This is a genomic window from Phycisphaerae bacterium (assembly GCA_035275405.1).
GTDB lineage: Bacteria > Planctomycetota > Phycisphaerae > UBA1845 > UTPLA1 > DATEMU01.
Genome location: DATEMU010000012.1, coordinates 289,706 through 313,250 on the forward strand (window position 1 = coordinate 289,706; position 23,545 = coordinate 313,250).

The 23,545-nt window shown below is 61.9% G+C and carries 20 protein-coding genes; 13 read left to right on the forward strand and 7 right to left on the reverse strand.

Annotated elements, in window-relative coordinates; genetic code table 11:
* Positions 1–9: 9 nt before the first annotated feature.
* The 6 genes from VJZ71_14000 to VJZ71_14025 form a co-directional block, all read right to left on the reverse strand.
* Positions 10–663, reverse strand: a complete 654-nt coding sequence (locus tag VJZ71_14000) for a hypothetical protein (protein HKQ49179.1) — start codon at positions 661–663, stop codon at positions 10–12.
* Positions 664–678: 15 nt separating this feature from the next.
* On the reverse strand, positions 679–1,974 hold the full coding sequence (gene eno, locus VJZ71_14005; GenBank protein HKQ49180.1) for a phosphopyruvate hydratase: 1,296 nt from the start codon (positions 1,972–1,974) through the stop codon (positions 679–681).
* Between the two features lie 136 nt (positions 1,975–2,110).
* A complete protein-coding gene (locus VJZ71_14010; protein ID HKQ49181.1) occupies positions 2,111–3,004 on the reverse strand; it encodes a hypothetical protein in 894 nt (297 codons plus the stop codon).
* A 36-nt stretch (positions 3,005–3,040) separates the two neighbouring features.
* Positions 3,041–4,096: a hypothetical protein gene (locus VJZ71_14015; GenBank protein HKQ49182.1), complete on the reverse strand. Its 1,056-nt coding sequence runs from the start codon at positions 4,094–4,096 to the stop codon at positions 3,041–3,043.
* Positions 4,097–5,082: 986 nt separating this feature from the next.
* A complete protein-coding gene (locus VJZ71_14020; GenBank protein ID HKQ49183.1) occupies positions 5,083–5,532 on the reverse strand; it encodes a hypothetical protein in 450 nt (149 codons plus the stop codon).
* Positions 5,529–6,866 (reverse strand): replication-associated recombination protein A, encoded by a 1,338-nt coding sequence (locus tag VJZ71_14025; protein HKQ49184.1) that lies wholly within the window; start codon positions 6,864–6,866, stop codon positions 5,529–5,531. Before VJZ71_14025 ends, VJZ71_14020 begins: the two co-directional genes overlap by 4 nt.
* A 145-nt stretch (positions 6,867–7,011) precedes the next feature.
* Here VJZ71_14025 and VJZ71_14030 point away from each other — a divergent pair, with 145 nt between their 5' ends.
* The 13 genes from VJZ71_14030 to VJZ71_14090 all read left to right on the forward strand — a co-directional run bounded on the left by VJZ71_14030 (position 7,012) and on the right by VJZ71_14090 (position 20,065).
* Positions 7,012–7,749 carry a hypothetical protein gene (locus VJZ71_14030; GenBank protein HKQ49185.1) on the forward strand — a complete coding sequence of 246 codons (738 nt, stop codon included), beginning with the start codon at positions 7,012–7,014 and terminating at the stop codon, positions 7,747–7,749.
* Between the two features lie 38 nt (positions 7,750–7,787).
* A complete protein-coding gene (locus VJZ71_14035; GenBank protein ID HKQ49186.1) occupies positions 7,788–8,639 on the forward strand; it encodes a TPM domain-containing protein in 852 nt (283 codons plus the stop codon).
* A 137-nt stretch (positions 8,640–8,776) separates the two neighbouring features.
* A complete protein-coding gene (locus VJZ71_14040; GenBank protein HKQ49187.1) occupies positions 8,777–9,349 on the forward strand; it encodes a LemA family protein in 573 nt (190 codons plus the stop codon).
* 144 nt (positions 9,350–9,493) lie between these two features.
* Entirely contained in the window at positions 9,494–10,393 is a 900-nt protein-coding gene (locus tag VJZ71_14045; GenBank protein ID HKQ49188.1) for a hypothetical protein, read from the forward strand.
* A gap of 325 nt (positions 10,394–10,718) precedes the next feature.
* Positions 10,719–10,925 (forward strand): hypothetical protein, encoded by a 207-nt coding sequence (locus VJZ71_14050; protein ID HKQ49189.1) that lies wholly within the window; start codon positions 10,719–10,721, stop codon positions 10,923–10,925.
* 75 nt (positions 10,926–11,000) lie between these two features.
* Entirely contained in the window at positions 11,001–12,098 is a 1,098-nt protein-coding gene (locus VJZ71_14055) for a hypothetical protein (GenBank protein ID HKQ49190.1), read from the forward strand.
* A 253-nt stretch (positions 12,099–12,351) separates the two neighbouring features.
* Positions 12,352–12,867, forward strand: coding sequence for a sigma-70 family RNA polymerase sigma factor (locus VJZ71_14060; protein ID HKQ49191.1), 516 nt, complete (start codon positions 12,352–12,354; stop codon positions 12,865–12,867).
* A gap of 95 nt (positions 12,868–12,962) precedes the next feature.
* Complete coding sequence (locus VJZ71_14065) at positions 12,963–15,281, forward strand: von Willebrand factor type A domain-containing protein (GenBank protein ID HKQ49192.1); 2,319 nt, start codon at positions 12,963–12,965, stop codon at positions 15,279–15,281.
* Between the two features lie 128 nt (positions 15,282–15,409).
* On the forward strand, positions 15,410–16,036 hold the full coding sequence (locus VJZ71_14070; GenBank protein HKQ49193.1) for a hypothetical protein: 627 nt from the start codon (positions 15,410–15,412) through the stop codon (positions 16,034–16,036).
* Positions 16,037–16,134: 98 nt separating this feature from the next.
* Positions 16,135–17,199 carry a ThiF family adenylyltransferase gene (locus VJZ71_14075; GenBank protein HKQ49194.1) on the forward strand — a complete coding sequence of 355 codons (1,065 nt, stop codon included), beginning with the start codon at positions 16,135–16,137 and terminating at the stop codon, positions 17,197–17,199.
* A gap of 4 nt (positions 17,200–17,203) precedes the next feature.
* Positions 17,204–17,620 (forward strand): hypothetical protein, encoded by a 417-nt coding sequence (locus tag VJZ71_14080; GenBank protein HKQ49195.1) that lies wholly within the window; start codon positions 17,204–17,206, stop codon positions 17,618–17,620.
* A 153-nt stretch (positions 17,621–17,773) separates the two neighbouring features.
* Entirely contained in the window at positions 17,774–18,817 is a 1,044-nt protein-coding gene (locus VJZ71_14085) for a hypothetical protein (GenBank protein ID HKQ49196.1), read from the forward strand.
* A 126-nt stretch (positions 18,818–18,943) separates the two neighbouring features.
* A complete protein-coding gene (locus VJZ71_14090) occupies positions 18,944–20,065 on the forward strand; it encodes a TlpA disulfide reductase family protein (protein ID HKQ49197.1) in 1,122 nt (373 codons plus the stop codon).
* Here the strand turns inward: VJZ71_14090 and VJZ71_14095 are convergent.
* On the reverse strand, positions 20,062–23,517 hold the full coding sequence (locus VJZ71_14095; GenBank protein ID HKQ49198.1) for a choice-of-anchor Q domain-containing protein: 3,456 nt from the start codon (positions 23,515–23,517) through the stop codon (positions 20,062–20,064). The two genes, VJZ71_14090 and VJZ71_14095, sit on opposite strands and share 4 nt — an antisense overlap.
* Between the last annotated feature and the right edge of the window lie 28 nt (positions 23,518–23,545).

The window sequence follows — 23,545 nt, forward strand, 5'->3', positions numbered from 1 at the left end:
ATGCTCGAATCACGATTGCGCGCGAGCGGGCCCCAATGGTGTTCGGACGCCATTCGGCGCTCCCTTACGATCGCGGCTCTGATCGGCGCGGTTCGACGCCTCGCGGACGCGGATACGCGGGGCGAAGAGGACAAACGCGGCGATGGTCAGGCCGCCGGACATGAGGAGGAAGACGGGGCGAAGCATGGAGTCGAGGAAGAGGTCGATGAGACCGTGGCGGGCGGACCAGGACTCGGCGGCGAGGGTCCATGCGGGCCAGTCGTCGGGGAGGTTGAGGGCGCTGCGCGCGGGAGCGGGCGGCGGCGTTCTGGGCGGTTCGGGTTTGGCGAGGTTGCCGGCGAGGACGGGAATGACGACTTCGTCGGGCCTGCGATAGCGGAGGTCCAGGACCGCGAGGCGCTCGTTGATGACGCTGTCGTGGGCAAAGGCGTAAGCGAGTTCCTCGTGATGGGCGACGTCGCCTTCCAGTTCGGCGACGCGTTTTTGGAGCCGAGATTCCTCGGCGAGGAGTTCGCAGTGATCCCGGAGAATCGGCAGAAGGACGGTCGGCGCGAAGAGCGCGAAGGCCAGAAGAGTGAGCAGGACGAACATCAGGCGATGTCCAAGCGGAGAGGTGGGCACCGCGAGTTGCGTCGGTGTAAAGTTGTCAGAGGTATTCGACAAAAAGATCGTCCTTGATCATTTCTTCCACATCTTGCCGCCGTACACGGCCCGCTCGCCGAGTTCCTCTTCGATGCGCAGGAGCTGGTTGTACTTGGCCGTGCGGTCCGTCCGCGAGAGGCTGCCGGTCTTGATCTGACCGGCGCCGGTGGCCACGGCGATGTCGGCGATAGTCGTATCCTCGGTTTCGCCGCTGCGATGGCTGACGACGGCGGTCCAACCCGCGTCAAGGGCCATCTTGATTGCGGTCAGTGTCTCGGTAAGCGTGCCGATCTGGTTGACCTTGATGAGCACGCTGTTGGCGGCCTTTTCGCGGATGCCGCGCTCGATGAACTTGGGGTTGGTGACGAAGAGGTCGTCACCGACGAGCTGTACCTTCGACCCGAGCCGGGCCGTCAGCTTCGTCCAGCCCTCCCAGTCGTTTTCGCCGAGACCGTCCTCGATGCTGCGGATCGGCCATTGGCCGCACTTTTCGGCCCAGTAGTCGGCCATCTCCTCGGCGGACGCGATGCGGTTGGGATTGCTCTTGTAGAACTTGTATTTGTTCTTCGCGCCGGCTTCGGAGGCCATCTCGCTCGTCGCTGGGTCGAGGGCGAACCAGACCTGCTCGCCGAGTTTGTAGCCGGCCCTTTCGACGGCGGTCGCAATCACTTCGAAGGCCTCGTCGTTACTCTTGAGGCTCGGGGCGTAACCGCCTTCGTCGCCGACGGCGGTGTTGTAGTTCTTATCGTGCAGGACCTTCTTGAGCGAGTGGAAGATCTCCGCGCCCCAGCGCAGGGCCTCGCGAAAGGTCGGCGCGCCCCAGGGCTGTATCATGAACTCCTGGAAATCGACGGTGCTGTCGGCGTGCTTGCCGCCGTTGAGGATGTTCATCATGGGAACGGGCAGGACGTTGGCGCGGTCGCCGCCGAGATAGCGATAGAGCGGCTGACCGGCGGCGCACGCGGCGGCGCGGGCGGCGGCGAGCGAGACGGCGAGGATGGCGTTGGCGCCGAGGTTCGATTTGTTCGGCGAGCCGTCGAGGGCGATCATCGCGTCGTCGAGGGCCTTCTGGTTCGCGGCGTCCAGCCCTTTGACGGAGCGGGCGATCTTCATGTTGACGTTTTCGACCGCGAGGAGGACGCCCTTGCCGAGGTAGCGCTTCTTGTCGCCGTCGCGCAGCTCGACGGCCTCGTGTTCGCCGGTCGATGCGCCGGATGGGACAATGGACTGCCCCATCGCGCCGCCTTCGAGAGCGACGACGGCTTCGACGGTGGGGTTGCCGCGGGAGTCGAGGACTTCGCGGCCGTGGACTTTGGCAATGGCGGTTTTCATGGCGGCTTCTTCCGACTGCTCAGAAGGTTACAAGAATATCGACGAACCAGCGGCGACGGGGCGCGGCGATGCCGGTCGGCGGGAGTCAATTTTAAGGCGGGGGGGCGGGAGGACAAGGCGGGCGCAAATCCTGCGGCTATTTTGAAGGGGGGGACTTATCCTCCAGCCACTTGGCTTTTCGCTCCCAACCCGGATCGACCTTCGCCCAGTTGCGGCGGTCTTCGTCGTCGGGTTGAAGGATGAATCGGAGTGCCCGAGTTAGTTCCTTGGTTTGAGTGCGGCCCTGACCGGGGAACGCGTGGCCGAGGTCCTGGTAGAGCGACCACGAGGGGTCGCGCTTGTCGGTGAATGGGGCGAGGACGGCGGCGCCGATTTCCTTTAGTTGCGACGCGACCCGGCGGTTGTCGGCGACGATTTCGTTGGCATCCTTGACGCCGGCCATGATGTAGATGCGCCAGCGCTTCATGCCGTTCTTCTGGTCGGCGGTGAAGTCCTGTGCGGCAAGCTGCGTCTTCCAGTGCAACATGCCGGCGACGGGGATCAGCCGCCGGTAGCTCTTGGGGTACTTCTGCGCGAGTTCGTACGTCGCCCAGCCGCCCTGGCTCATCCCGGTGAGGACGCGCGGGGCGAAGCGATGCAGTTTGTACTTCTTGGTCAGCTCTTTCTTGGCCGCCTCGATCATCGCGCCGGCATCCTCGGCGCCGGCCCAGGCGAAGCGATTATCGCCGAGCGACGTGAAACCCTGGCCAACGACGAGGATCGCGCCGACATCGGCGCAGGCCTCCTTCCACACGCTCTCCATCCACTCCGCGTTACCACCGTGGCCGTGGAGGGCGAAGACGACGGGGGTGAGGCGAAAGGTCTTGTCGAATTCGGGGGGCAGGATGATCTTGTAATTCTTCTGCGGCTTTGCAGGCGACCGCCGGTCGGACTTCTTCTCGGTTGGGGTCTGGGCGAGGGCCGTCGGGGTGAGATAAGGGCCAAGGATGAGGAAGCCGGCGATCCATCGACCGTAGCGCGCGTGTTTCATGGGCTTTGGCCTCGTGTCGGCTTGCAATGGTCTATTCTAGGGCGCGCGGGGCCCAGCAATAGGCTGGATCGCCCAGGTGCGCTTGGCGATATCGGCGGCGTCGCTCAGGGCGCGGCGGAATTTCAGGAGGATGCGCAGGGCCCAGATTCCGAAAACGAGTAAGACAATTCCGGCGACAACAGATGCTATGGTAAAAACTACCATGCCGAGGAGGCTTGGCGGTGCGGCCGGTGCCGTGGTCGCAGCGCCGGTAGAGATCGGAGATGTTACCGTCTTGGAGGGCGTCGGCAACGTAGTGGCTATGACCGGCCCTGAGGTTGCTGCGGCTGTCGCAAAGGCGGCCGTCGCGAGAGGAGCTGCGATGGCAACGACAGCGCTGGCCAGGAGCCCGATCGCCATTCCAAACATGACGATCCGGCAATGGCGGACGAGTTTGTCATCGGGAATCCGTCTAGCCAGTTGAGCACCATAGACGAATAACGCGAAGTTGCCCACGAGCCCCGCGAGGCCGTTTACCGCCGTTAATGGAATGACCATCAGGGGCGCGATGAATTGAACAAACGTCTGAATCGGAGATGCGACGTACGTCGCAGTCTGCACGATCCGAATGAGCTTGCGCGCGGTAATGGGTTTTTCGTCATCCAGCTTGGCGGGGTCCGGCGTGGTGACCTTCCAGTAGCCCACGAGGCCGACGGCGCCCGTGACGTAGCCGAAAAGTGGCAAGTAAATGAAAAGTTTGGAGCCTCCGACCAATGCGCCGAGCGCTGCCGCGACACAACCCACGGTCAGGCCGCCGAGCAATCCAATGATGATCGCGGCGACGATCCAGTTCATCCCCGAGGCGAGTTTTTGCACCCACTCGGGGTCGGAGAAACGGAGCAGGTCGCCGTGCAGGGAGCGGCCGACGGCGGTGCCGCACTCGGGGCAGCGGCCGTCGGGCAGGAGGCCGCGGAGATTGTAGCCGCACTTGCGGCAGGCGACGTCGACGGCGATGCGACCGGCGGGATCGAGGGCGATGGCCGGCAGCGCGGTGACGCCGGTGGGTTTGAGGATCGGCGGGATGATGGGTTGAATGGATTGAGGTGGGGTCATGGAGCCTCCTGATGCGATTGCGGATTTTGGATTGAGGATTGCGGATTGGCAAGCGGGTCTAGACTTGCCATTGGGCGGCGGCGAGACGGGCTTCGTCTCTGATCGCTATCCACAATCTCACAAACACGGAGACAAACCACAGCAAAACCGCTGGAAGCCCCCAAGCTAGCGCACAGCCAATGTATTGGGTCGCAGGCGATGTTGGCGGATATGCCTTGCTTGCGGGGCTTACCAATTGAGCGGCATACCCCAGTAAGGCGAGTCCGAGTAGCACAACGCTCACCCATTTAACGATTCCCAGCCAACGCATCATTGCAAAGTCGGGGATCCGCTGAGCAAGCAGGCGGAAATGTCGAGTACCGGAAATTGCGAGGACGAGCCCTTCGCAAGCGAACAATGCAAAAAATGGTTCCAGCGATATTCCTTTCCATCGAGAAACGAAATACGACGCAATCACTGTGCTGGCCATTGCCAGAGGTACATACCGTGCGACGCTTCGGGCCGAGAGGAAACTCGGTTCGCCAGGGTTCCACGGCTCGGCTGTCGTAACGCGCCAAAACCCAATACTTGCCGACAGCATCCACCCGCCGAATAACGTCTTTCCTAACCACGTAGGTAATCTGTTGCCGAATCCCAAGGTCGATCTCGTCACATCGAGTGAAAGAATCGTCACACCCAGTGCGACGAAGCCCGCCCCAGTCGCCAACGTCCGTACCCAAATTGGATTGCACAGTGACAACCGATTCCCTTGCAAAGACCGCACGACTTGACCAGAACATTCCGGGCAGATTCCATCCGGCAACAAGCCGCGAAGGTTGTAGCCGCACTTGCGGCAGGAGACGTCGTCGGCGATGCGACCGGCTGGGTCGAGCCGGACCGGCGGTGTGGCAGTCACTTCGGCCAGGCGAGGATTGGGCTGAGTCAACTACTGCTCCTTTGGAATTCTTATTGTGGGCAGGGGGATTGCTGGTGAGACCCAACTTGGCTTACCCGATGTACCAAAAAGCGAAGCAGAAGACAAACCACAATGCGCCGATGATCAACAAGGCCATGCCGCGTGGCTCACCCACTTCGCGATACTCGCTGAGAATCGCCCAAGTCACCACCAACGCCAAGCCGCCCGCGCGAAAGAAAGAGAAACCTCTGAAATCACTGCGATGCCGCAGTTCGAGAATCCAAAAAACCACACCGACGGTCAACAGTACCCAACCGATGACCCCTGCAATCCGCTCGGCAAGCACCGCACTTCGATCCATCCGGCTGGCGTCGCTCGCCCAATGTGCTTCATCGAAAGACGCGCGATGGCCGCACTCCGGACATCGCAGGTCAGCGATGCCGTGCAGGTAGTATCCGCACTCAGGGCAACGGGGCGCAAGGTCGGGATCCCGCGCCTTTACGACTTGATTGATTGCGCGGTACCGCCTGGAAGATTTCATGATGCATCCGCCCGAAGCTGTTTGAATTTCTCCAAATACTCTCCCATCTGCTTCTCATGCCCGCGGTCAGTGGGAACGTAGTAGGTTTTTTCCACCCCGAGGTAATCCTGCGCGGCGATGCCGCCGGGGGCGTCGTGGGCGTATTGGTAGCCCTCGCCGTGTCCGAGTTTCTTGGCGCCTTTGTAGTGGGCGTCGCGGAGGTGGCGCGGGACGGGGATGGTACGACCTTCCTTCACGTCCTTGGATGCGTTCCAGATGGCCATCGCGCTGGCGTTGCTCTTGGGGGCGCAGGCGATGTAGATCGCGGCCTGGGCGAGCGGCAGTTGGCACTCGGGGAGACCGACAAAGATGGTCGTCTGCACGGCGGCGTTGGCGAGAACGAGGGCCATGGGATCGGCGTTGCCGACATCCTCGGCGGCACAGATGGCGATCCGCCGGGCGATGAAGCGCGGGTCCTCCCCGGCCTCGAGCATCCGGGCGAGCCAATAGACCGTCGCATCGGGGTCGCTGCCGCGCATGGATTTGATGAGGGCGCTGGCGGCGTCGTAGTGTTCGTCGCCGGTGCCGTCGTAGACGATGGCTTTGCGCTGGATGGAGTCCCGGGCGGTTTCGAGAGTGATCGCGATGGCGGATTTCGGATTTCGGATTGCGGATTGATCGAGTTGGGAAAGGATCGCGACTTCGATGGCGGTGAGCGCGCGGCGGGCGTCGCCGTCGCTCGTGGTCGCGAGGAAGGCGAGGGCCTCGTCGGTGATCGTCGCCTTGAATTGCCCCATGCCGCGCTCTTCATCGGCAAGGGCGCGGCGCATCAGGGCCTTGAGATCATCCTCCAACAGTGGCTCGAACTGGAAGATCTGGCTCCGCGAGACGAGCGGGGAGTTGACGCTGAAAAACGGGTTCTCCGTCGTCGCGCCGACGAGAATGACAATGCCATCCTCGACGTCGCCGAGCAGCACGTCCTGCTGGGCGCGGTTGAAGCGGTGGATCTCGTCGAGGAAGAGGACGGTCCGCTGGTTGTCCTGCAACCGGTCGCGGGCACGGGCGAGGATGTCGCGGACCTCCTTGACGCCGATGGCGGCGGCGTTGACGGCCTCGAAGGCGGCCTTGGTTTGCAGGGCGATGATCTGGGCGAGCGTGGTCTTGCCGGTGCCGGGCGGGCCGTAGAAGATCGCGCTGGCGAGGCGATCGGCGTCGAGAAGACGGCGGAGGAGCTTGCCGGGGCCGAGGAAGTGCTGTTGACCGACGAACTCGTCGAGGGTGCGGGGCCGCATCCGCACAGCGAGGGGCTGGACGCGGGCGAGGGCGGCCTGGCGCTGGGATGCGAACAAGTCCATATCCCTGATGATAAGGATGCGGGGGTTACAAATCTTGTGGGAATGTGTAATGGCTGCGCGGCAATATGGACAATATGCTGTGGGCGAGTGGAATGTCGAATAGCGAATAGCGAATGGCGAATACCGAAAGAAGAAGCGTGCGGTTATGGCGGATGTGACGATTGACGAGGGGGCGGTGGGGTTGGTGGCGTCGCCCGCGCTGCGCGGGTCGATCCGGGAGTACACGGGCGAGATCGGGGCGCGCTTTGGGGCGAACCTGCTGGGGATGGTGCTGTACGGCCCCGTGCTGGAGTCCGGCTTCGATGAACGCCGAAGCGCCGCCACGAGCGCGGTCGTCCTGAAGCACGTTGAGCTCGAGTCACTGCGGCGGCTGGGGGAACAGGGGGCGCGATGGGGGCGACGGGGGATCGCCGCGCCGTTGGTCATGACGCCGGAGTTTATCGAGAGTTCCTGTGACAGCTTCCCGTTGGAATTGCTGGAGATCAAACAGAACCACGTGACGCTTACCGGCGAGGACCATTTCACGCCTCTGGAGCTGAAGGCCGAGCATGTGCGGTTGCAGTGCGAACGGGAGCTGAAGCGGATCAAGATGCGGATGCGCCAGGGGCTGTTGGCCGCAGCGGGTCGCGAAGCGGCGCTTGCCGAGCTGGAGGCGGACATCGGGCTGCACCTGGTGCGGACGCTGCGGGGAGTGCTGTGGCTCAAGGGGATGACGACGTATCTGCCCGCGCCAGAGGTGATCGGGAAATGCGCGGACTTGGCGGGACGGCCGCTGACGGGACTACAGACAGCGCTGGCGAGCGATGGACGACGAGGTTGGCAGGAGTTTGGCGCGTTGTATGAGGATGTGGAGGCGCTGGCGGGGATGGCGAACAAGGAGTGAATAGCGAATTGCGAAAAGGAAATAGCGAAAGAAGAGGCATGGGCGAGAATTCCCGTTCCGGGTTTTCGCTATTCGCTATTCGCTATTCGACATTTTGTCTGGCAGCGGCTTTGCTTCTCGGATCGGGTGTTGGCGTATTGGCCGACGAGACGCCCCGCACCGGCATCATCGATCGCGCGGGCGTGGTGGATGAATCGACTGAGGTCCGGATCAATTCGTGGCTGCTCGAATTGGAGAAGAAGACCGGGGCGCAGCTCAAGGTGCTGACGATCGATTCCCTGGAGGGCCGGGACATCCAGGATTATGCGATAGAAACGGCGAAGCGCTGGCAGCTTGGACAAAAGGAGGAAGACAACGGGACGCTGGTCGTCGTCGCTGTAAAAGACCGCAAATGGCGGATCGAGACCGGTGAGGGGATTGAAGACACGTTGCCGGACGCCTATTGCGACCACGTCGCGACGGATTATTTCCTGCCGAATTTTCGGCGCGGGGATTTTGGCAAGGGGATTCTGGATGGGACGGCGGTGCTGGCGCAAAAGATTGCGACGGATGCGAAGGTTCAATTAACAGGGGTGCCGGCTATTGGTTCACCAACGGGGCGGAAAAGCGATGGCACCATCGCGTCGTTCGTAGCCCTCGCCATCATTTTTGTTTTCATGATCATGGGTATGCTCAGCCGGAATGCGCGTGGGCGAGGGAATCGGGCGTGGGGCGGCGACTGGCTGACTTGGATGGTAATTGGAAACATGTTGGGCGGCGGGCGCCGGCGCGGCGGATCAAGCTGGGGCGGGTTTGGCGGATTCGGGGGAGGTGGATTCGGCGGTGGTGGAGGCTTCGGCGGGGGCGGCGGTGGTTCGTTTGGCGGCGGCGGCGCGGGGGGAAGTTGGTAAATCAGTGGTCGGTGGCTAGTGGTCAGTGCCACGGAGGAAACGATATGGGCGTTTGTGCGAAATGCGGCGACAACAATCCGGCGGGCGCGAAATATTGCGGCGCCTGCGGGGCAACACTTGTTAGCGGAGGTACCGGTATGAGTGCGTCTAAGGCGATTCTGGTTTTCCTGGTGGTCATCGTCGGCGCGGCGGTCATCGGCGGCGGCTGCGCGTACAGCGGCTATCGCAGCACGTACACGATGGATGAGTCGGTCAAGAAGGCGTGGGCGGACGTCGACGTCGTCCTCAAGCGGCGGTTCGACCTGATCCCCAATGTCGTGAACACGGTCAAAGGTTATGCGACGCATGAAAAGGATCTGCTGCAGGGCATCGCCGACTCGCGGAAGGCCTATACCGGCGCGGCGACCCGCGACGGCAAGATGAAGGCCAACAACGCGCTGGACAGCTTCGTCTCGCGGCTCCTGGTGATCCAGGAACGCTACCCGGACCTGAAGGCGAACGAAAACTTCCGCGCGCTGCAGGTCGAACTGGAAGGGACCGAGAACCGTATCGCCGAGATGCGCAAGCGCTATAACGACGCGGTGCGGGCACTCAATGGATATATCCGCGCGTTCCCGGGCTCGCTCTATGCGAGTTGGTCCGGCGTGAAGCCGGCGGAGTACTTCGAGGCGGGCGAAAGCGCGACGGCGGTGCCGGAGGTGAAGTTTTAGCGGGTGATGGAATGAAATGGTGCGACGTAGGGTTCTCGCACCTTCTATTATTGGAAACCCCGGAATCGCATTCCGGGGTTTTTTATTGTTGCGGGGTGCGTCGGTCGATAAGAGGGCGGCTGCATTTTTTCCGGAGGGCCGGTAATGACCGACACCGTCATCGAGACGATCGCTCTTAAATGCATTTGCGGGACGAACATGCGCGTGCGGGCCGCCGCGGCGGGCAAAAGGGCCAAGTGCCCCACGTGCGGCGCGATCCAGACGATTCCCGGTTCGGCCGCGGCGCCGATGCCGAATCCCGCGATGAGCGTGCAGTCGCCCCGTGACCTCAGTGATCTGGTTCCGCTTGAACCACCGCCGGGCGCGGCGATCGGCGAGGCGCGCTGCGCGGACGCGCCAGAGACGATGGCGACCGTGGTGACGTCGCTGGGGACGTTCGCGCTGGGGACCGTGCTCAGCGGTGTCGGCGCGGCGATCGGCGGGGTCGTCTGGTTCCTCGTTGTCTATTACGCGAACTTCGAGGTCGGCTATATCGCATGGGGCATCGGCGTCCTGGCCGGGCTCGGAATGGTGTTTGGACACAAGGCGCATACGACCAGGGCCGGCGTGACCGCGGCGGGGATGGCGGCGCTAGGCATCATCGGTGCGAAAGTGGCGATCTTCTTTTGCCTCTATACCGCCTTTCTGAATTCGATCACGCCGGCCGACGACAGCGGAATCAACGAGCAAAGAGAATTCGTGACGGGCATGACGGCGGAAAAGATCCTGGACGCACGCGGAATCACGGCCGACGAAAAGCGCGAAGCGCAGTGGGACTCGGTCTATGAGGAGGCGACGGAGCGTGTCCAGAAAATGGACGACGACGAAGTTCGGGAGAAGTGCAGGACGTACGGAGACGACCTCCGGGCGAGCATGGGAGGGAAGGAGTCCATGACCGCAGCGTTTGTCGAAAGCCAGTTCACCGCGTTCGACCTGCTCTGGTTCTTCCTCGCGATCGGATCGGCCTTCAAGATCGGCCGCGGGGCGACGGTCAAAGAGACTTGAGGCTTGAGGCCCGAGGCCTGAGTTTTCAGAGACCCCCGGATGGCGATCCGGGGGTTTCTTATTGGCGCGCACCGCGAGGATTCGCTAAAATGGCCTCCGCCAATCGAGCGGGAGGGCCGGTGATGTCCGACACAGCCAGTGAGACGATTGTTATCAAGTGCGGTTGCGGCACGAATATGCGTGTCCGCGCGAGCGCGGCGGGCAAGAAGGCCAAGTGCCTAAATGCGACGGGCCATGATTCACGATCTTTTTTCAATTGCGCAGTTTCTCGACTGAATTCCTTGTGGGTGATGAATCATCGCTTTCTTAGTCTTCGAGGACCGTCATGAGCAGGAAAGGCCAACGCGTGCTGGTGAGCCTCTTTGCGCTGGGAGCCGGCGCCGTATTTGTTTTATTCTTCAAGAACTGGACCTACGGTGACTTGCCCGTCCCCTGGATCGGCTACTTGATTATGGCGATCGGGGCATTGGGGCTGATAGGGGTCAACGTTTTCATCTGGGGACCGTTGGACAAGCGAAACGATGAGAACTAGGCCCTTGCCGGCAACTTGGCGGGGGCCGCTCTGATTCGCTAAAATGGGCTTCGCAACTCAGCGGGAGGGCCGGAGATGTCCGACACAGCCAGTGAGACGATCGTCATCAAATGCGGTTGCGGCACGAATATGCGAGTCCGCGCGAGCGCGGCGGGGAAGAAGGCCAAGTGCCCCAAGTGCGGCGGCGTAATGACGATTCCCGCAATGGCGGCCGCGCCGCGCATCGTGCGCAGCACACCTGCGCCGAGCCCCGAAGCCGCGCCCAGCGATCTCAGCGACCTGCTCCCCATCGAGCCCGCGCCTTCCGCCGAACCGACCGGCGGGATGCGCTGTCCGCAGTGCAAGGTCTTGATGGCCGCAGGGGCGAAGATCTGCATCTCCTGCGGCTACAACGTCGCGACGGGCAAGACGCTGAAGACGTCGGATGGTTCGCCGGGCAAGGTGGCCGTCGCTGCGAAATCGCTGGGGACGTTCGCGCTGGGGACCGTGCTCAGTGGCGCCGGGGCCGCGATCGGGGGACTCGTCTGGTTCCTCGTCGCGTGGTACGCGAACCTCTCCGTCGGTTATGTTGCATGGGGCATCGGCGTTCTGGCCGGGTTGGGGATGATATGGGGCCATCGCACGCCCAGCACCAAGGCGGGCGTCGTCGCGGCGGGCATGTCCGCGCTGGGGATCGTCGGAGCGAAGCTGGCGATCTTCATCGTCGTCGTTTACAGCATGGTGACCGGGGACACCGACAACATCGAATTCCAGCGCGAATACGTCAAAGCGAATATGACCGAAGAGCTTCTCGACGAGCGCGGAGTGGTCGCCGAAAAGGAGCGCGAAGCGAAATGGGACGCGGTGTACGAAGAGGCGGCGGTCATGGTCGCGGCCATGAGCGATGATGACGTTCGCGCCAAAGTGAAGGTGTATCAGGAACAAGACGCGGCCGAGGAGGAAGAGGGCGAAGATGAGGAGGAACACCTGGCCTCCGGTCCCGATGAGACGACGACCGACGAGTCGTCGAAGGCCGCCTCAGAGGACGAGTCGATGGAAGCCGGTGAGGCCATCGGCAGCTTACTGTCGCTCTTCGTCATGAGCATGTTCGGGCTCTTTGACTGTCTCTGGTTCTTCCTGGCGATCAGTTCGGCCTACAAGATCGGTCGAGGGGCGACAGTGGGGGAGACGTAATAAAAAGGCGTCAGACTTGAGACCTGAGGCTTGAGGAGAAGCAGCCCGCAGGTCTCTCGCGGCGCGCGGGCAGCGAGCGGTCATAGGTCGGCTCGGCGGGAGCCTCGCCCTCCCGACGCAATCGGCACCTCGCTTTTTGGGACCGACGGGCATTCAATTCTTCGCGGGAACCTAATTCCCTCTTTTTCCGTCTAAGAAACGCAGCCGCTCGTGCGTCTTAAGGGATGAACGCGGGCGGCGATGAGGGTCGCATGTGACCGAGGGCGGCGGACAATCGCGGCGGGAGTGGATTCGGGAGGCGCTGGCGCGCTACGAGGGCCCGCTGGTGCGTTATGCCGCCCGGATCACGGGCGATCCGGAATCGGCCCGCGATGTCGTGCAGGAGGCGTTTGGGAGGCTCTGCGGCGAGGACGCATCGGACTTGAACGGCCGCGTGGGACCGTGGCTGTTTGCGGTCTGCCGGAATCGGGCGTTGGACGTGCGACGCAAGGAGCGACGGATGACGACGGCGACGACAAGCGTGCTGGAGGGCGTGGCGGATGCGGCGACCGACCCGGCGATTGCGGCGAGTGACCGCGAGGAGGCGGGCGGAGTCTTGCGATTGCTGAATCGACTGCCGGAAAGCCAGCAGGAGGCGATCCGGCTGAAGTTTCAGGAAGGGATGAGCTACCGGCAGATCAGCGAGGTGACGGGGCATAGCGTGAGCCATGTGGGCGTGTTGATTCATGAGGGGATGAAGGCGCTGCGGGCGAGGCTTTGTCGCGAATAGCGAATGGCGAATGGCGAATAGCGAAAGAAGAAAACCCCACCCTGGCCCTCCCCTTCGCAAGGGGAGGGAGGGGGGCGGGCGAAAGTGAGACGGTCATGAAGACGCAAATGGATGATCCGAGATTGACGGCGTATGCGTTGGGGGAGCTGGACGGCGCGGAGCGCGTCGAGGTGGAGGCGCTGGTGGCGTCGTCGGCGGAGGCGCGGGGAGCCGTCGAAGACGTGCGGCGGACGGCGGCGCTGTTAGAAGAAGAGTTGGCGAAGGAGCCGGTGGGGTCGCTGGGCGACGAAGCGCGTCAACGGATTGAATCGCGAATTCTGGCGGGGCGGATACGGCGCTGGGGTGGATACGCGGCGGCAGCATGCGTGGTGTTACTGGTCGGCGGATTTGCGGCGTCGGTCATGATGCCTTCGCTGAGTCGCTCGCGATCGCTAAACAACGACGAAACGCAACTGGCGCTCGGGCCGGATCGACGAATCGATGATTCCGTAAATTACAAGAAGGAACCATCTAATGAGAATCCCGCAGGCGATCCGCCCACGGTTGTTGTTGTCGACCCTGAAACGGGCAAGCTAATCATCGAAGGGGCCGAGGCCATTGCTTTGGTCCCACCTTTTCCGGGACGAAAGATTGAACTGAATCAAACAGGGGGGCTTGTCAGAGATGCGAATAAATTTAGTGCCGGCGGTCGAGGGGGCGGTGGGGTCTTTGGCGGCGGCGGTGGCCGGAAGAGAACTAATCAGATGGACAATGCCCCGTCACTCACATCGAGTACGGAGAATATCGCAGGACTCAGAGCACTTGGCTACCTGGGAGACTCTACTAAGGTTACTTCGGGCTACACGGATGTCAACGACGACGGAATAGCCGTAGATTCAGAAAGTACGGTCTTGCTGGAGGGGAGCGATGAGCAGATTCGCCGGACTGAAGAATTGCTCAGGCGAATCCAGGGCGACCCAGAGGAAAGACGTCGGTACATTCAGGAATCGAGCGGCGAGACCTACGACGGCGTTGTCGATAATCCTTTCCTCGCCGTGCTGCAAAGTCCGCTCTCGACGTTTTCGATCGACGTCGACACCGCGTCGTACGCCAATGTCCGCCGGATGCTCAATTGCAATCAGTTGCCGCCGGCTGCCGCCGTGCGGATCGAGGAGATGGTCAACTATTTCTCCTACGACTATCCGCAGCCGGAGGGGGATCAGCCGTTTAGCGTGACCATCGAGACCGTCTCGTGCCCGTGGAGCGCGGAGCATCGGCTGATCCGCGTCGGTCTCAAGGGCCGCGAGATACCGCAGGAAAAGCGGCTGCCGTGCAATCTCGTCTTCCTCATCGACGTGTCGGGCTCGATGAACTCCGAAAACAAACTCCCGCTGGTCAAGCAGGGGCTGGCGATGCTGGTGCAGCAGCTATCGCCCGAAGACCGCGTGGCGATGGTGGTGTATGCCGGGGCCTCGGGCCTCGCGCTGCCCAGCACGCCGGTCAGCCAGAAGGACGCCATCCTCAGCACGATCGACCACTTGGAGGCGGGCGGTTCGACGAACGGCGGCGAGGGGATTCAGCTTGCGTACAAAATCGCCGGCGAGCATCTCAACAAGGAGGGCGTCAACCGCGTGATCCTGGCGACGGACGGGGACTTTAATGTCGGCGTGACCGACCAGAAGGATCTCGTGAAGCTCGTCGAGGAGAAGGCAAAGGGCGGCGTGTTCCTGTCGGTGCTGGGCTTCGGGATGGGCAACTACAAAGACGCGACGCTGGAGAAGCTGGCCGACAAGGGCAACGGGAACTACGCGTACATCGATACCTTCGCCGAGGCCAAGAAGGTGCTCGTCGATCAGATGGCCGGCACGCTCGTGACGATCGCCAAGGACGTGAAGATCCAGATCGAGTTCAACCCGGGGCAGGTCGCAGCGTATCGGCTGATCGGCTACGAGAATCGGATTTTGGCAGCGGCCGACTTCAACAACGATATGAAGGACGCCGGGGAGATCGGCGCGGGGCACACCGTGACGGCGCTGTATGAGATCGTGCCGACATCGGCGAGCACGGTCGGCGTCGATCCGCTGAAGTATCAGCCGGTGGTGGAGGGTGCAAAGGATACGCCTCGCACCGCGAGCGACGAACTGCTCACGCTCAAACTGCGCTATAAGCGACCGGACGGGGATACGAGCAAACTGATCGAGTCGCCGGTGAAGGATTCGCAGCGATCGTTCGACGATGCGTCGGACGACCTCAAGTTCGCAGCGAGCGTGGCCGCGTTCGGGATGCTGCTGCGGAACAGCCCGCACAAGGGCGACCTCACCTACGACGCGGTCCTGACCACCGCGACACGCTCGATGGGCAAGGACGCGAGCGGCTACCGGGCGGAGTTTGTCGATCTGGTGCGGAAGGCGAAGGGGCTGAGCGGGAGGCCCTAATGCGGAAGTGGGAATGCGGAATGCGGAATTGAAGCGCGGCGGAGGCCGAGACCTCCCATTCCGCATTCCGAATTCCGCATTCCGAATTGCCTGTATAGAATGGTTCGCGGGGAGGCCGCGGACCGATCATGCCAGTGACCGCCAGACAGAATGCACTTCAGGCGGGCGTTTCGGCGCTCATCATGCTGATCATCGGGTGGGCGTTTGCCGCGAAGGGCGTCAGCGCGAGCACTTTCTACAACACGACGGTCGATGTGTTTTTCTGGTCGCTGCGGATCGGGGGGATCGCGATGGCGATTTCGGCGGCGTTGTGCGCGGCGGACTTTCGCATCGGGCTCCTGGTTGAGGCGATGACGTCGGCCCTTTGCGGCCTGCTGATGACGCTGATCGCGGTCTATTGGCTCGTCGATGCGGGTGGGCTGGACCTGCAATACCTTCTATATGTGATCTTTGGCGTTGGGTTCATCACCACGACGGCGAGCGCGCTGCGCTCATATCGCGCGATTGGTTCGAACGGCGGGCAGAGCCCGCGCTACCAGACAGCGGACGAGGCGCGAGCGGGAGGCGTGTTTGGGGTGCCCAGTGGCGGTGGGCAAAGCCCGCACTACATGGCGACGCCGGTCGCGGAAGCGGTGCATCCGGCGAGCGTGCGACCGGCATCGCTGCCGAAGGAAGGCGAGCCGCCACCGCCGGAGGGGTATCTGGCGGCGCTGGCCAAGGAAAAAGACGAGCCGCCGACGGCATCATTTGAATAAGACGAAAAGGATATCCACAGATGACGCAGATAAGCACAGATGAAGAAGAAAAAATCTGCGTACATCTGCGTCATCTGTGGATAAATCCGTGATTCACGATGGCTACGAACCAATCCAGTCAAGTCGACGCGACGTGGGCGCGGTATTCGCGGCAGATGCTTTTCGCCGAGTTTGGGCGCGAGGGGCAGGAGAAGCTTGCGGGCAGCCGCGTATTGCTCGTCGGATGCGGGGCATTGGGGACTGTGCTCGCCGATACGCTCGTCCGCGCGGGCGTAGGTTTCCTGCGAATCGTCGATCGCGACTATGTCGAGCTGAACAACCTCCAACGCCAGATTCTGTTTACCGAACAGGACGTGACCGAGGGTTCGCCAAAGGCGGTCGCGGCGGCGGAACGGCTATCCAAAATCAATTCGACCGTGAAGATCGAGCCCGTCGTCGCCGATGCGCACAGCGGCAACGTCGAAAACTATGCCGACGAGATTCACCTCCTCCTCGACGGCACCGACAACTTTGAAACCCGCTTCCTCATCAATGATGTAGCGGTCAAGCACGCGATCCCGTGGGTCTATGGTGCGTGCGTCGGCTCGATCGGGATGGTGATGCCGATCCTGCCGGGCGTGACGCCGTGTCTGCGCTGCGTCTGGGGCGAGCCGCCGCCTCCGGGCATCAGCCCAACGTGCGACACAGCGGGCGTGCTCGCACCGATCGTGCACATCGTCGCGAGCCTGCAATCCGTCGAGGCGATGAAAATACTGACCGGCAAGAACGATCTGGTCAGCCGCAAGCTCGTTCAGGTCGACGTGTGGTCGGGCAAATTCGACGCGTTCGACATGAGCGGGGCGCGTGATGGCGGGGATTGCCGGTGCTGCAAGGGCGGCCGGTATGATTTTCTTGCCAGCAGCGTGGCCGGTCGGACGGCGAGCCTTTGCGGGCGCGATGCCGTGCAGATCGCGGCGACCGGCAGCGCGGTGGTCGATTTTGAGCAGATCGCCCGGCGGCTGGCGGCGGTCGCAAAGTCGCCCCCGAATTTCAACCGATACCTACTCAGGTTCAAGGTGGATGCTTATGAGATTACGCTCTTCCGCGACGGGCGGGCGATCATCAAAGGAACGAGCGACATCGAAGAAGGGCGGACGGTCTATGCGCGGTACATTGGAAGTTAAGCGAATGGTCGCCCGGGCAACCAAACTCCATGAGGAGCGTGGATCGCGCTTCCGCTTGGCGTTTGCCATCGTGGCGGGCCTGGGCGCGGCGGCGTGGCTGTCGGGCTGCTCGGAGTTTTCGCATTTCGGTCAGATCAGCGACCGGGAGAGCGCGTTTTCGATCAACGATGTGAAGATCGAGCAGCAGAAGCCGGGCGGGGCGTGGAAGACGATCGGCTACACCGACGGCAAGGGGAAGTGGAACATCTTTAAGATGAACATCGGGGGCGGCGGCAAGGTCCGCTTCAGCAAGCCGGGCTACCAGACGCTGGTCATGTACGAGAGCGAGTTTCTTCAGCAGAGCAATATTCTGATGACCCCGACGGGGGAATCGCGGTTCGGGGACGAGTACCTCCGCGATCAATTCCGGGAGCCGGAATAGGCCCCCACCCGCTCGTAAGCTATTTTTTTGGCACATGTTATGGGCCGTCCCGATTGACAGACACGTGGCGATCCCCTAAAGTGTTTAGAGCAAATCGTTGCTAACTCGCGGTCCGACCGCCGCAAGGCCGAGCCTACGGAAACGAGAGTCGGGATGTCCGAACTGCCTCAGAGATTCGATCACGTACGCCGCTCCGCGGGGTGGGGCGGGATGTTCGCATTGGCGGGCGTGGCAGGCATCTGCGTGGTCGGCGGCTATCTGCTGGCCGCCGAGGGCGACACGAAATGGCGGGACACGCTGCTGGCCATCGGCGTCATCTCCTTTGGTTTGGTCCTCGCTGCCGGGTACATGTTCCTCAAGGGGCTGATCGATCTGGCGCTAAAAATCGAGGGGACGACCTTCCGGATGTACGACGCCCTGCGCGAGCTGCAGTCAATCCAGCACACCAATCAGAAAAACCTGGAGACCATCTCGGAGAACTCGCAGCTTTCCGACGCGGCGCGGGCGATCGCCCATCGGTATCGCGACCGTGAGGCCCTGCGGCTGGCGATCAATGAAGAGATCATCCGCGGCGACATGGAGGCGGCTTACGCGCTCGTGGAGCAACTTGAAGCGCAGCACGGCTACCGCAACGAGGCGGCGCGGCTGAGGCGGGAGGTCGATCTGTCGCGGCAACAGGAACATGCCTACAAGGTGCATGAGGCCGTGGAGCAGGTGCGGGCGAAGATTGAGGCGATGGACTGGGACCGGGCGAGGCGGGAGATGGATCGATTGCTCGCGGCCCATCCGGAGAACTCGGAGGTCAAGGATTTGCCCAAGCTCTTCGCGGCCAAGCGCGGGGAACACAAGCGGCGGCTGCTGAAGGATTGGGATGAGTCCGTGCAGCGGAATGAGGTGGACCGCGGGATCGCGATCCTCAAGGAACTCGACCAGTATCTGACGCGGAACGAGGCGGCGGCGCTGGAGGAGTCCGCCCGCGGCGTGTTCCGGACGAAGCTTCACAACCTGGGACTGCAATTCTCGTTCGCCGTTTCTGAGCACAACTGGCGCGACGCCCTCTCCGTGGGGCGGCAGATCATGGACGAGTTCCCCAATACGCGGATGGCCCAGGAGGTCCGCGAGCGGATTCACGTCCTGTCGCAGCGGGCCGAGGACATGTCAACCGAACCAGTCGGGGCCGGTGCGTCACAAGATTGACCCGAAAAACGTCCGATATATGATTAGGCGAAGTGGCTCTTTGGGGTGGAGTTCGCGCCCTCGCCACGCTTAAGGATCCGTCGGCCCTCTCACACGGGCCGTTACGACGGGAGGTCAAGGATGATCATGCGAGCAAAAAATTATTCGCGCACGTCTCGTAGTGTCTCCGTTCGCTGCATCGGTTGCGTATGGCTCGGGCTGCTGGCCCTGGCGCTGGCCGCCGGCTGCACGACGGAGGGCTATCCCTACGACAACACCTTTCATGTACAGGGCAAAGCGCCATCGCACGCGCCGGCGGAGTCATCGTATGCCTACCGCTATCCCGACACGGCGCCGGTCCTGGATGCGGCGGGATTGCAGGACTTCGTATCCAAGTTCAAGCATCGCGTCGTGCTACTGGATTTTTGGGCCTCGTGGTCGCGGCAGAACCGCGCGGAACTGGCCATGCTCGCGCGGATGCAGGAGGACATGCAGAGCGACGGGTTCCAGGTGATTGCGTGCAGCCTAGATTCGCCGGATCAATGGTCGACCGAGATCGTGCCGATGCTGCACGGCTCCAAAGCGAATTATCCGTGCGTGGTGATCCCGCAGTCGGCGCGGGCCGCGATCCGATCGTGGCTGTCGCCGGATTGGAGCTACGATCTTCCCGCGCGATTCGTGATCAGCCGGACGGGGCAGGTGACGGCGCAGGCCCTGGGCGGCGAATCGCTGGGGGCGGTCGAGCAACAGGTGCGGCGACTGGTGATGGGCGGTACCGGCGGCGGCACGCGGACGGTCTCCACGAATGAGGTCGGCATTCGACTGACGCTAGTCAACGTGGCGGGGGGAATTGGCGAATCGCTGGGCGAGGCAACGGCCCGCGATGGCGACATGATCGCTGCGACACGGGAGGCGGCGCGGTTGATCGCGGCAAAGATTGATCGCGCATCGAACCCGCGGATCGCGGTCCTGCCGTTCTCGGAGTTGCCGGCGCGGGCCAAGGCCGGGCCATCGGGCATCGCAGCGGCGCAGCAGACGATGGCGGGCCTGAAAGACCAGGGGTTTTACGATCTGATCGAGCCGGCGCGGGCGCAGCGGATGATCGACGGCATCGGTCAGACGGCCGTGGCGATCGAGTACGACCCCACGGCGATCCAGGGCAAGATCGCCGCGGATTTTCTGGTGATCGGCTGGCTGCGCGGGGAGGAGCAGAATGTTCCGCCACGGACCACGCTGGCCGGCGGTGGCAACGACCAACAACATCGCTAATCTGGGTCAACGTATTGATGCGTGTCCATCCGCGCACCGACGCCATCGGCGGGGTCGAAGATGTAGGCTGATTCGTCAGGCCCGTAGCCTACCACTCCAACGAGGATTGTGCGCTTAGTTCCCGCCAGTGAATACCCCCCGAGACCGCTGGGCGAACTCTCAGATGGTACGAATTTCATAGTTTCTTGCCAGTGATCGCCGCTGAAGCGAAACAAATAGGCGGTTACGTACCCTCCGCTGCTCCAGCCGATTTGGGCACCGACCAGTATGTCCTGACCCGCGAAAGCCACGGCGTATCCAAAGTGATTGCTCGCGGATTCGTCTGATGCTTGTAATCTAGCCTGCGGGAACCACCGAACGCCGTCGTAGTGGTAAACGGCAACATAGTTCCCTCTCCAGGTTCCAATCAGGAGATCGTTCCCCGAGAGTGCCAGCGAAGTTCCGAACCTATCACTTGAGCGGCCAACGGGCGGGATGAGCCGGGCTTCGTGAATGAAGTCCGCATCACCCCGGCGGAACACATGAGTTGCACCAGAGGCTGATCCAAAATCACTTTCCATGGGCGATCCGACGACGACCCATGAACTGTCAATGGCGACTGACGTACCAAAGCCCGGGGCAATAGAGGTCTCGTAACCCCTAAGGACAGCATTCTGAATCCACTCCAAACCATCGAATCGATAGACATACGCACACTGACGTAATGGCGCACCAATCACTATCGTGTTTTTGTGTATCGCGACGCTCGTTCCGAAGCGGTCCCAGGGACCAGCGTCTATTGGTTGGAGCTTGGTGTATTGAATCCAATCGGAGGGACTTCGACGAAAGATATAGACAGCTCCGGATGAGGCGCCGACACCATCCGCGTCTGGGGCGCCGACGACTAATGTATTGGCAGAAAGCGCAATAGACGCGCCGAACCGATCATCCGCCGCGCCATCGCTCGGCACAAGCAGGGTGCTCTGCTGCCACCCCTGACCGTTGCGTCGGAATGTATAGACGCCGCCGGACTCGATGCCGTCGGCGACGTGGGCAGGAGCGCCGACGGCCGCAGTATTCTCCGAAATCGCCACGGTTGTGCCGAAGAACTGACCCGGCTGGTTGTCGTGCGCTCTCAGGACTTGCCGCTCGATTATCGTAGGCGTGGGTGACTCGCATTCGTCGGGAATTCCGTCCACGTTCAGGTCGGCTGAAACGCCGGCGGCAATGTCGCAGGCATCGGAGGCAGCGTTTGCGTTGCAGTCGCGGAAGTATGGCGACTCGTACGGTCCTAGATCAACACGACATTGCTGAATCCTCGGCAGGCCATCAAGGTCCAGGATCGGAAGAAGGGGTGCCTCGTTGTCTCCCGCGTCGACAAAGGGGGAGTCAGCGCGAAGGTGTAAATTATCGTCCGACGTACCGTATTCGTGGTCATGGCCATCGGCGTCGACGAAGCGGGGATCGAGGCCAAAACACGAGGTGCTCTCGAAAAAACCGGACCAGCCTTGGATACAAGAGTAGGCTAGTCTGACGACTCGGGTGTCTTCAAAGTAGATTTGGGCGGTTTCGGACTTACCATAAGCGTCAAAGTTGTCCCACAGAATGGAGTTTGTGAGGCTCATGACATGGTATGTTCCATAGCCACCTCTATAGATTCCGGCACCGACCGTGGCGTGGTTAGCAATGAAAGTGCAGTTTACGACTGAAGGCTCGCATAACCAGATTTCGAAATGAGCGCCACCCCCCGTTTCGGCGCCGTTTGCGATAAGGGCGCAGTTCTTCAACGTAAGATCGTGGTATTCAGGCGCGAAGACGCCTCCCCCGTTGATAGCATCGTTGGAAACAAATCGACAACCCGAGATGTCGATCACGGCTCCGACGAAGAGGCCGCCGCCCTGAAGCGCTGAATTGTATTCGAAAAGACAGCCTTCGATGGACGTGGGCCACATGCTAACGAATCCCCCGCCGGAAAAGGCGAAGTTTTTTCGAAAAACACAGTTAACCACTTTGGCATCGCCGCTCTCGAGATACATCCCACCGCCGTAGCTGTGGGGCCAAGAGCTAGAGCTATTGGCGTTTCCCGCCGTGACCGCAAAGCCATCCATCCTGGCAGATCCGGCGGCGCACGCCGCAGTGACTACGTGAAAACAGTTCTCCCCGTTGTTTTCGCCCGCGAGGCCGTCGTCGCCCATCAGGTCGCCACTTAGGATGGTCTCATTGGCGGTTGGATCACGTTGATCAAGCCGGTCTTCCCAACCTGCAAAGCCGCCGTACATGGCAACCCCACTGACCAAACGAAAGCTCGTTGCGCGATCGCCAGCGGGCGGCGCTGGTCGGTAAATGCCTTGTGTTACCCATATTTCCTCGATGTTCCCTCCGGGCCGCGCGGCGTTCGCGAGCGCTTCTTGGAGGTCGATGTACGCGTCGGTCCAACTGGTTCCGATGTTCGCGCCCGTAGCGCCGGCCGCCACATAAAGGCGGGTGACCTGACATTCGTCGGGAATCATGTTCCCGTCTACGTCTTGACTCGTGCCGTTGGCGATGTCGCATTCGTCCGGAAGGCCGGACAAGTTGCAGTCCAGCTCGCAGGCATCGTTCACGCCATTCGTATTGCAATCGGGCTCACTCAGGACATTGAATATCGTAACCGTCGCATCGCCGCCAAGATAATCTCTTCGCTTACCGCCAACCGCGCATCGGTGCCCAGCCACGGCAACGTTGCGTCCAAATTGGCTGCTGTTTTCGGGCACAGGGGAAGAAAGCTGAGCTACTTGGACCCAGCCGTCGGATTCACGCTGGAAGTAATAAGCCGAGCCGATGCCTGGTGTATGCGGATGATGGTGGCCCGGTGCACCAACGATGACATCACCATCAACCATTGAAATCGCTGAACCAAATTCATCTCCCAACGTCGTATCGCCCGCGTGGAGTCCAGTTTCTCGCTCCCACTCGGCGGTTTCCCGCCGGTAGAGGTAAACCGTGCCAGGGGCAGGGTCATCCCAGGAGCTACCCGGCGCTCCGACGGCGATGGCGCCCTCAAAAAGTGCGACAGCCGTTCCAAATCTCGACTGGACACCGGCTTCGGAGAGACGGACTTCTTCGAGCCAAGTACTGCCTTCCCGCCGAAAGACGTATGCAACGCCCCATGTCGTATCTGATTCACGGTGGTTCGGTGCACCTATCACGATCAAATTCTCGTGGATGGCGACCGAGGATCCAAACCCCGCCCCATGACGAAAATCCGTTGCAACAATTCTCGCGCTTGCAACCCATTGCATGCCGTCGTTCGTAAAGACATAGGCAGCGCCAGCACGCTTATCGCCGACCCAGTCGTTGGGCGCTCCTACGACTATCGTATTCCCCTCGATTCCAATACTTTCGCCGAAGCCGTCACCCACCGAAGGATTGGGCGACGTCAGCCTCGCGACGAATGCCCAAAGATCGCCTTGCCTTTCAACGACGTAGGCCACCCCCGGTCTGTAATACTGTCCAGCAGGC

Coding starts and splice junctions, on each gene's coding strand:
- VJZ71_14050 (HKQ49189.1), top strand. CDS start 10,719: ATGAGCAGGAAAGGCCAACGCGTGCTGGTGAGCCTCTTTGCGCTGGGA.
- VJZ71_14070 (HKQ49193.1), top strand. CDS start 15,410: ATGCCAGTGACCGCCAGACAGAATGCACTTCAGGCGGGCGTTTCGGCG.
- VJZ71_14020 (HKQ49183.1), bottom strand. CDS start 5,532: ATGAAATCTTCCAGGCGGTACCGCGCAATCAATCAAGTCGTAAAGGCG.
- VJZ71_14075 (HKQ49194.1), top strand. CDS start 16,135: ATGGCTACGAACCAATCCAGTCAAGTCGACGCGACGTGGGCGCGGTAT.
- VJZ71_14035 (HKQ49186.1), top strand. CDS start 7,788: ATGGGCGAGAATTCCCGTTCCGGGTTTTCGCTATTCGCTATTCGCTAT.
- VJZ71_14025 (HKQ49184.1), bottom strand. CDS start 6,866: ATGGACTTGTTCGCATCCCAGCGCCAGGCCGCCCTCGCCCGCGTCCAG.
- eno (HKQ49180.1), bottom strand. CDS start 1,974: ATGAAAACCGCCATTGCCAAAGTCCACGGCCGCGAAGTCCTCGACTCC.
- VJZ71_14080 (HKQ49195.1), top strand. CDS start 17,204: ATGGTCGCCCGGGCAACCAAACTCCATGAGGAGCGTGGATCGCGCTTC.
- VJZ71_14030 (HKQ49185.1), top strand. CDS start 7,012: ATGGCGGATGTGACGATTGACGAGGGGGCGGTGGGGTTGGTGGCGTCG.
- VJZ71_14010 (HKQ49181.1), bottom strand. CDS start 3,004: ATGAAACACGCGCGCTACGGTCGATGGATCGCCGGCTTCCTCATCCTT.
- VJZ71_14015 (HKQ49182.1), bottom strand. CDS start 4,096: ATGACCCCACCTCAATCCATTCAACCCATCATCCCGCCGATCCTCAAA.
- VJZ71_14065 (HKQ49192.1), top strand. CDS start 12,963: ATGAAGACGCAAATGGATGATCCGAGATTGACGGCGTATGCGTTGGGG.
- VJZ71_14040 (HKQ49187.1), top strand. CDS start 8,777: ATGAGTGCGTCTAAGGCGATTCTGGTTTTCCTGGTGGTCATCGTCGGC.
- VJZ71_14055 (HKQ49190.1), top strand. CDS start 11,001: ATGTCCGACACAGCCAGTGAGACGATCGTCATCAAATGCGGTTGCGGC.
- VJZ71_14085 (HKQ49196.1), top strand. CDS start 17,774: ATGTCCGAACTGCCTCAGAGATTCGATCACGTACGCCGCTCCGCGGGG.
- VJZ71_14090 (HKQ49197.1), top strand. CDS start 18,944: ATGCGAGCAAAAAATTATTCGCGCACGTCTCGTAGTGTCTCCGTTCGC.
- VJZ71_14045 (HKQ49188.1), top strand. CDS start 9,494: ATGACCGACACCGTCATCGAGACGATCGCTCTTAAATGCATTTGCGGG.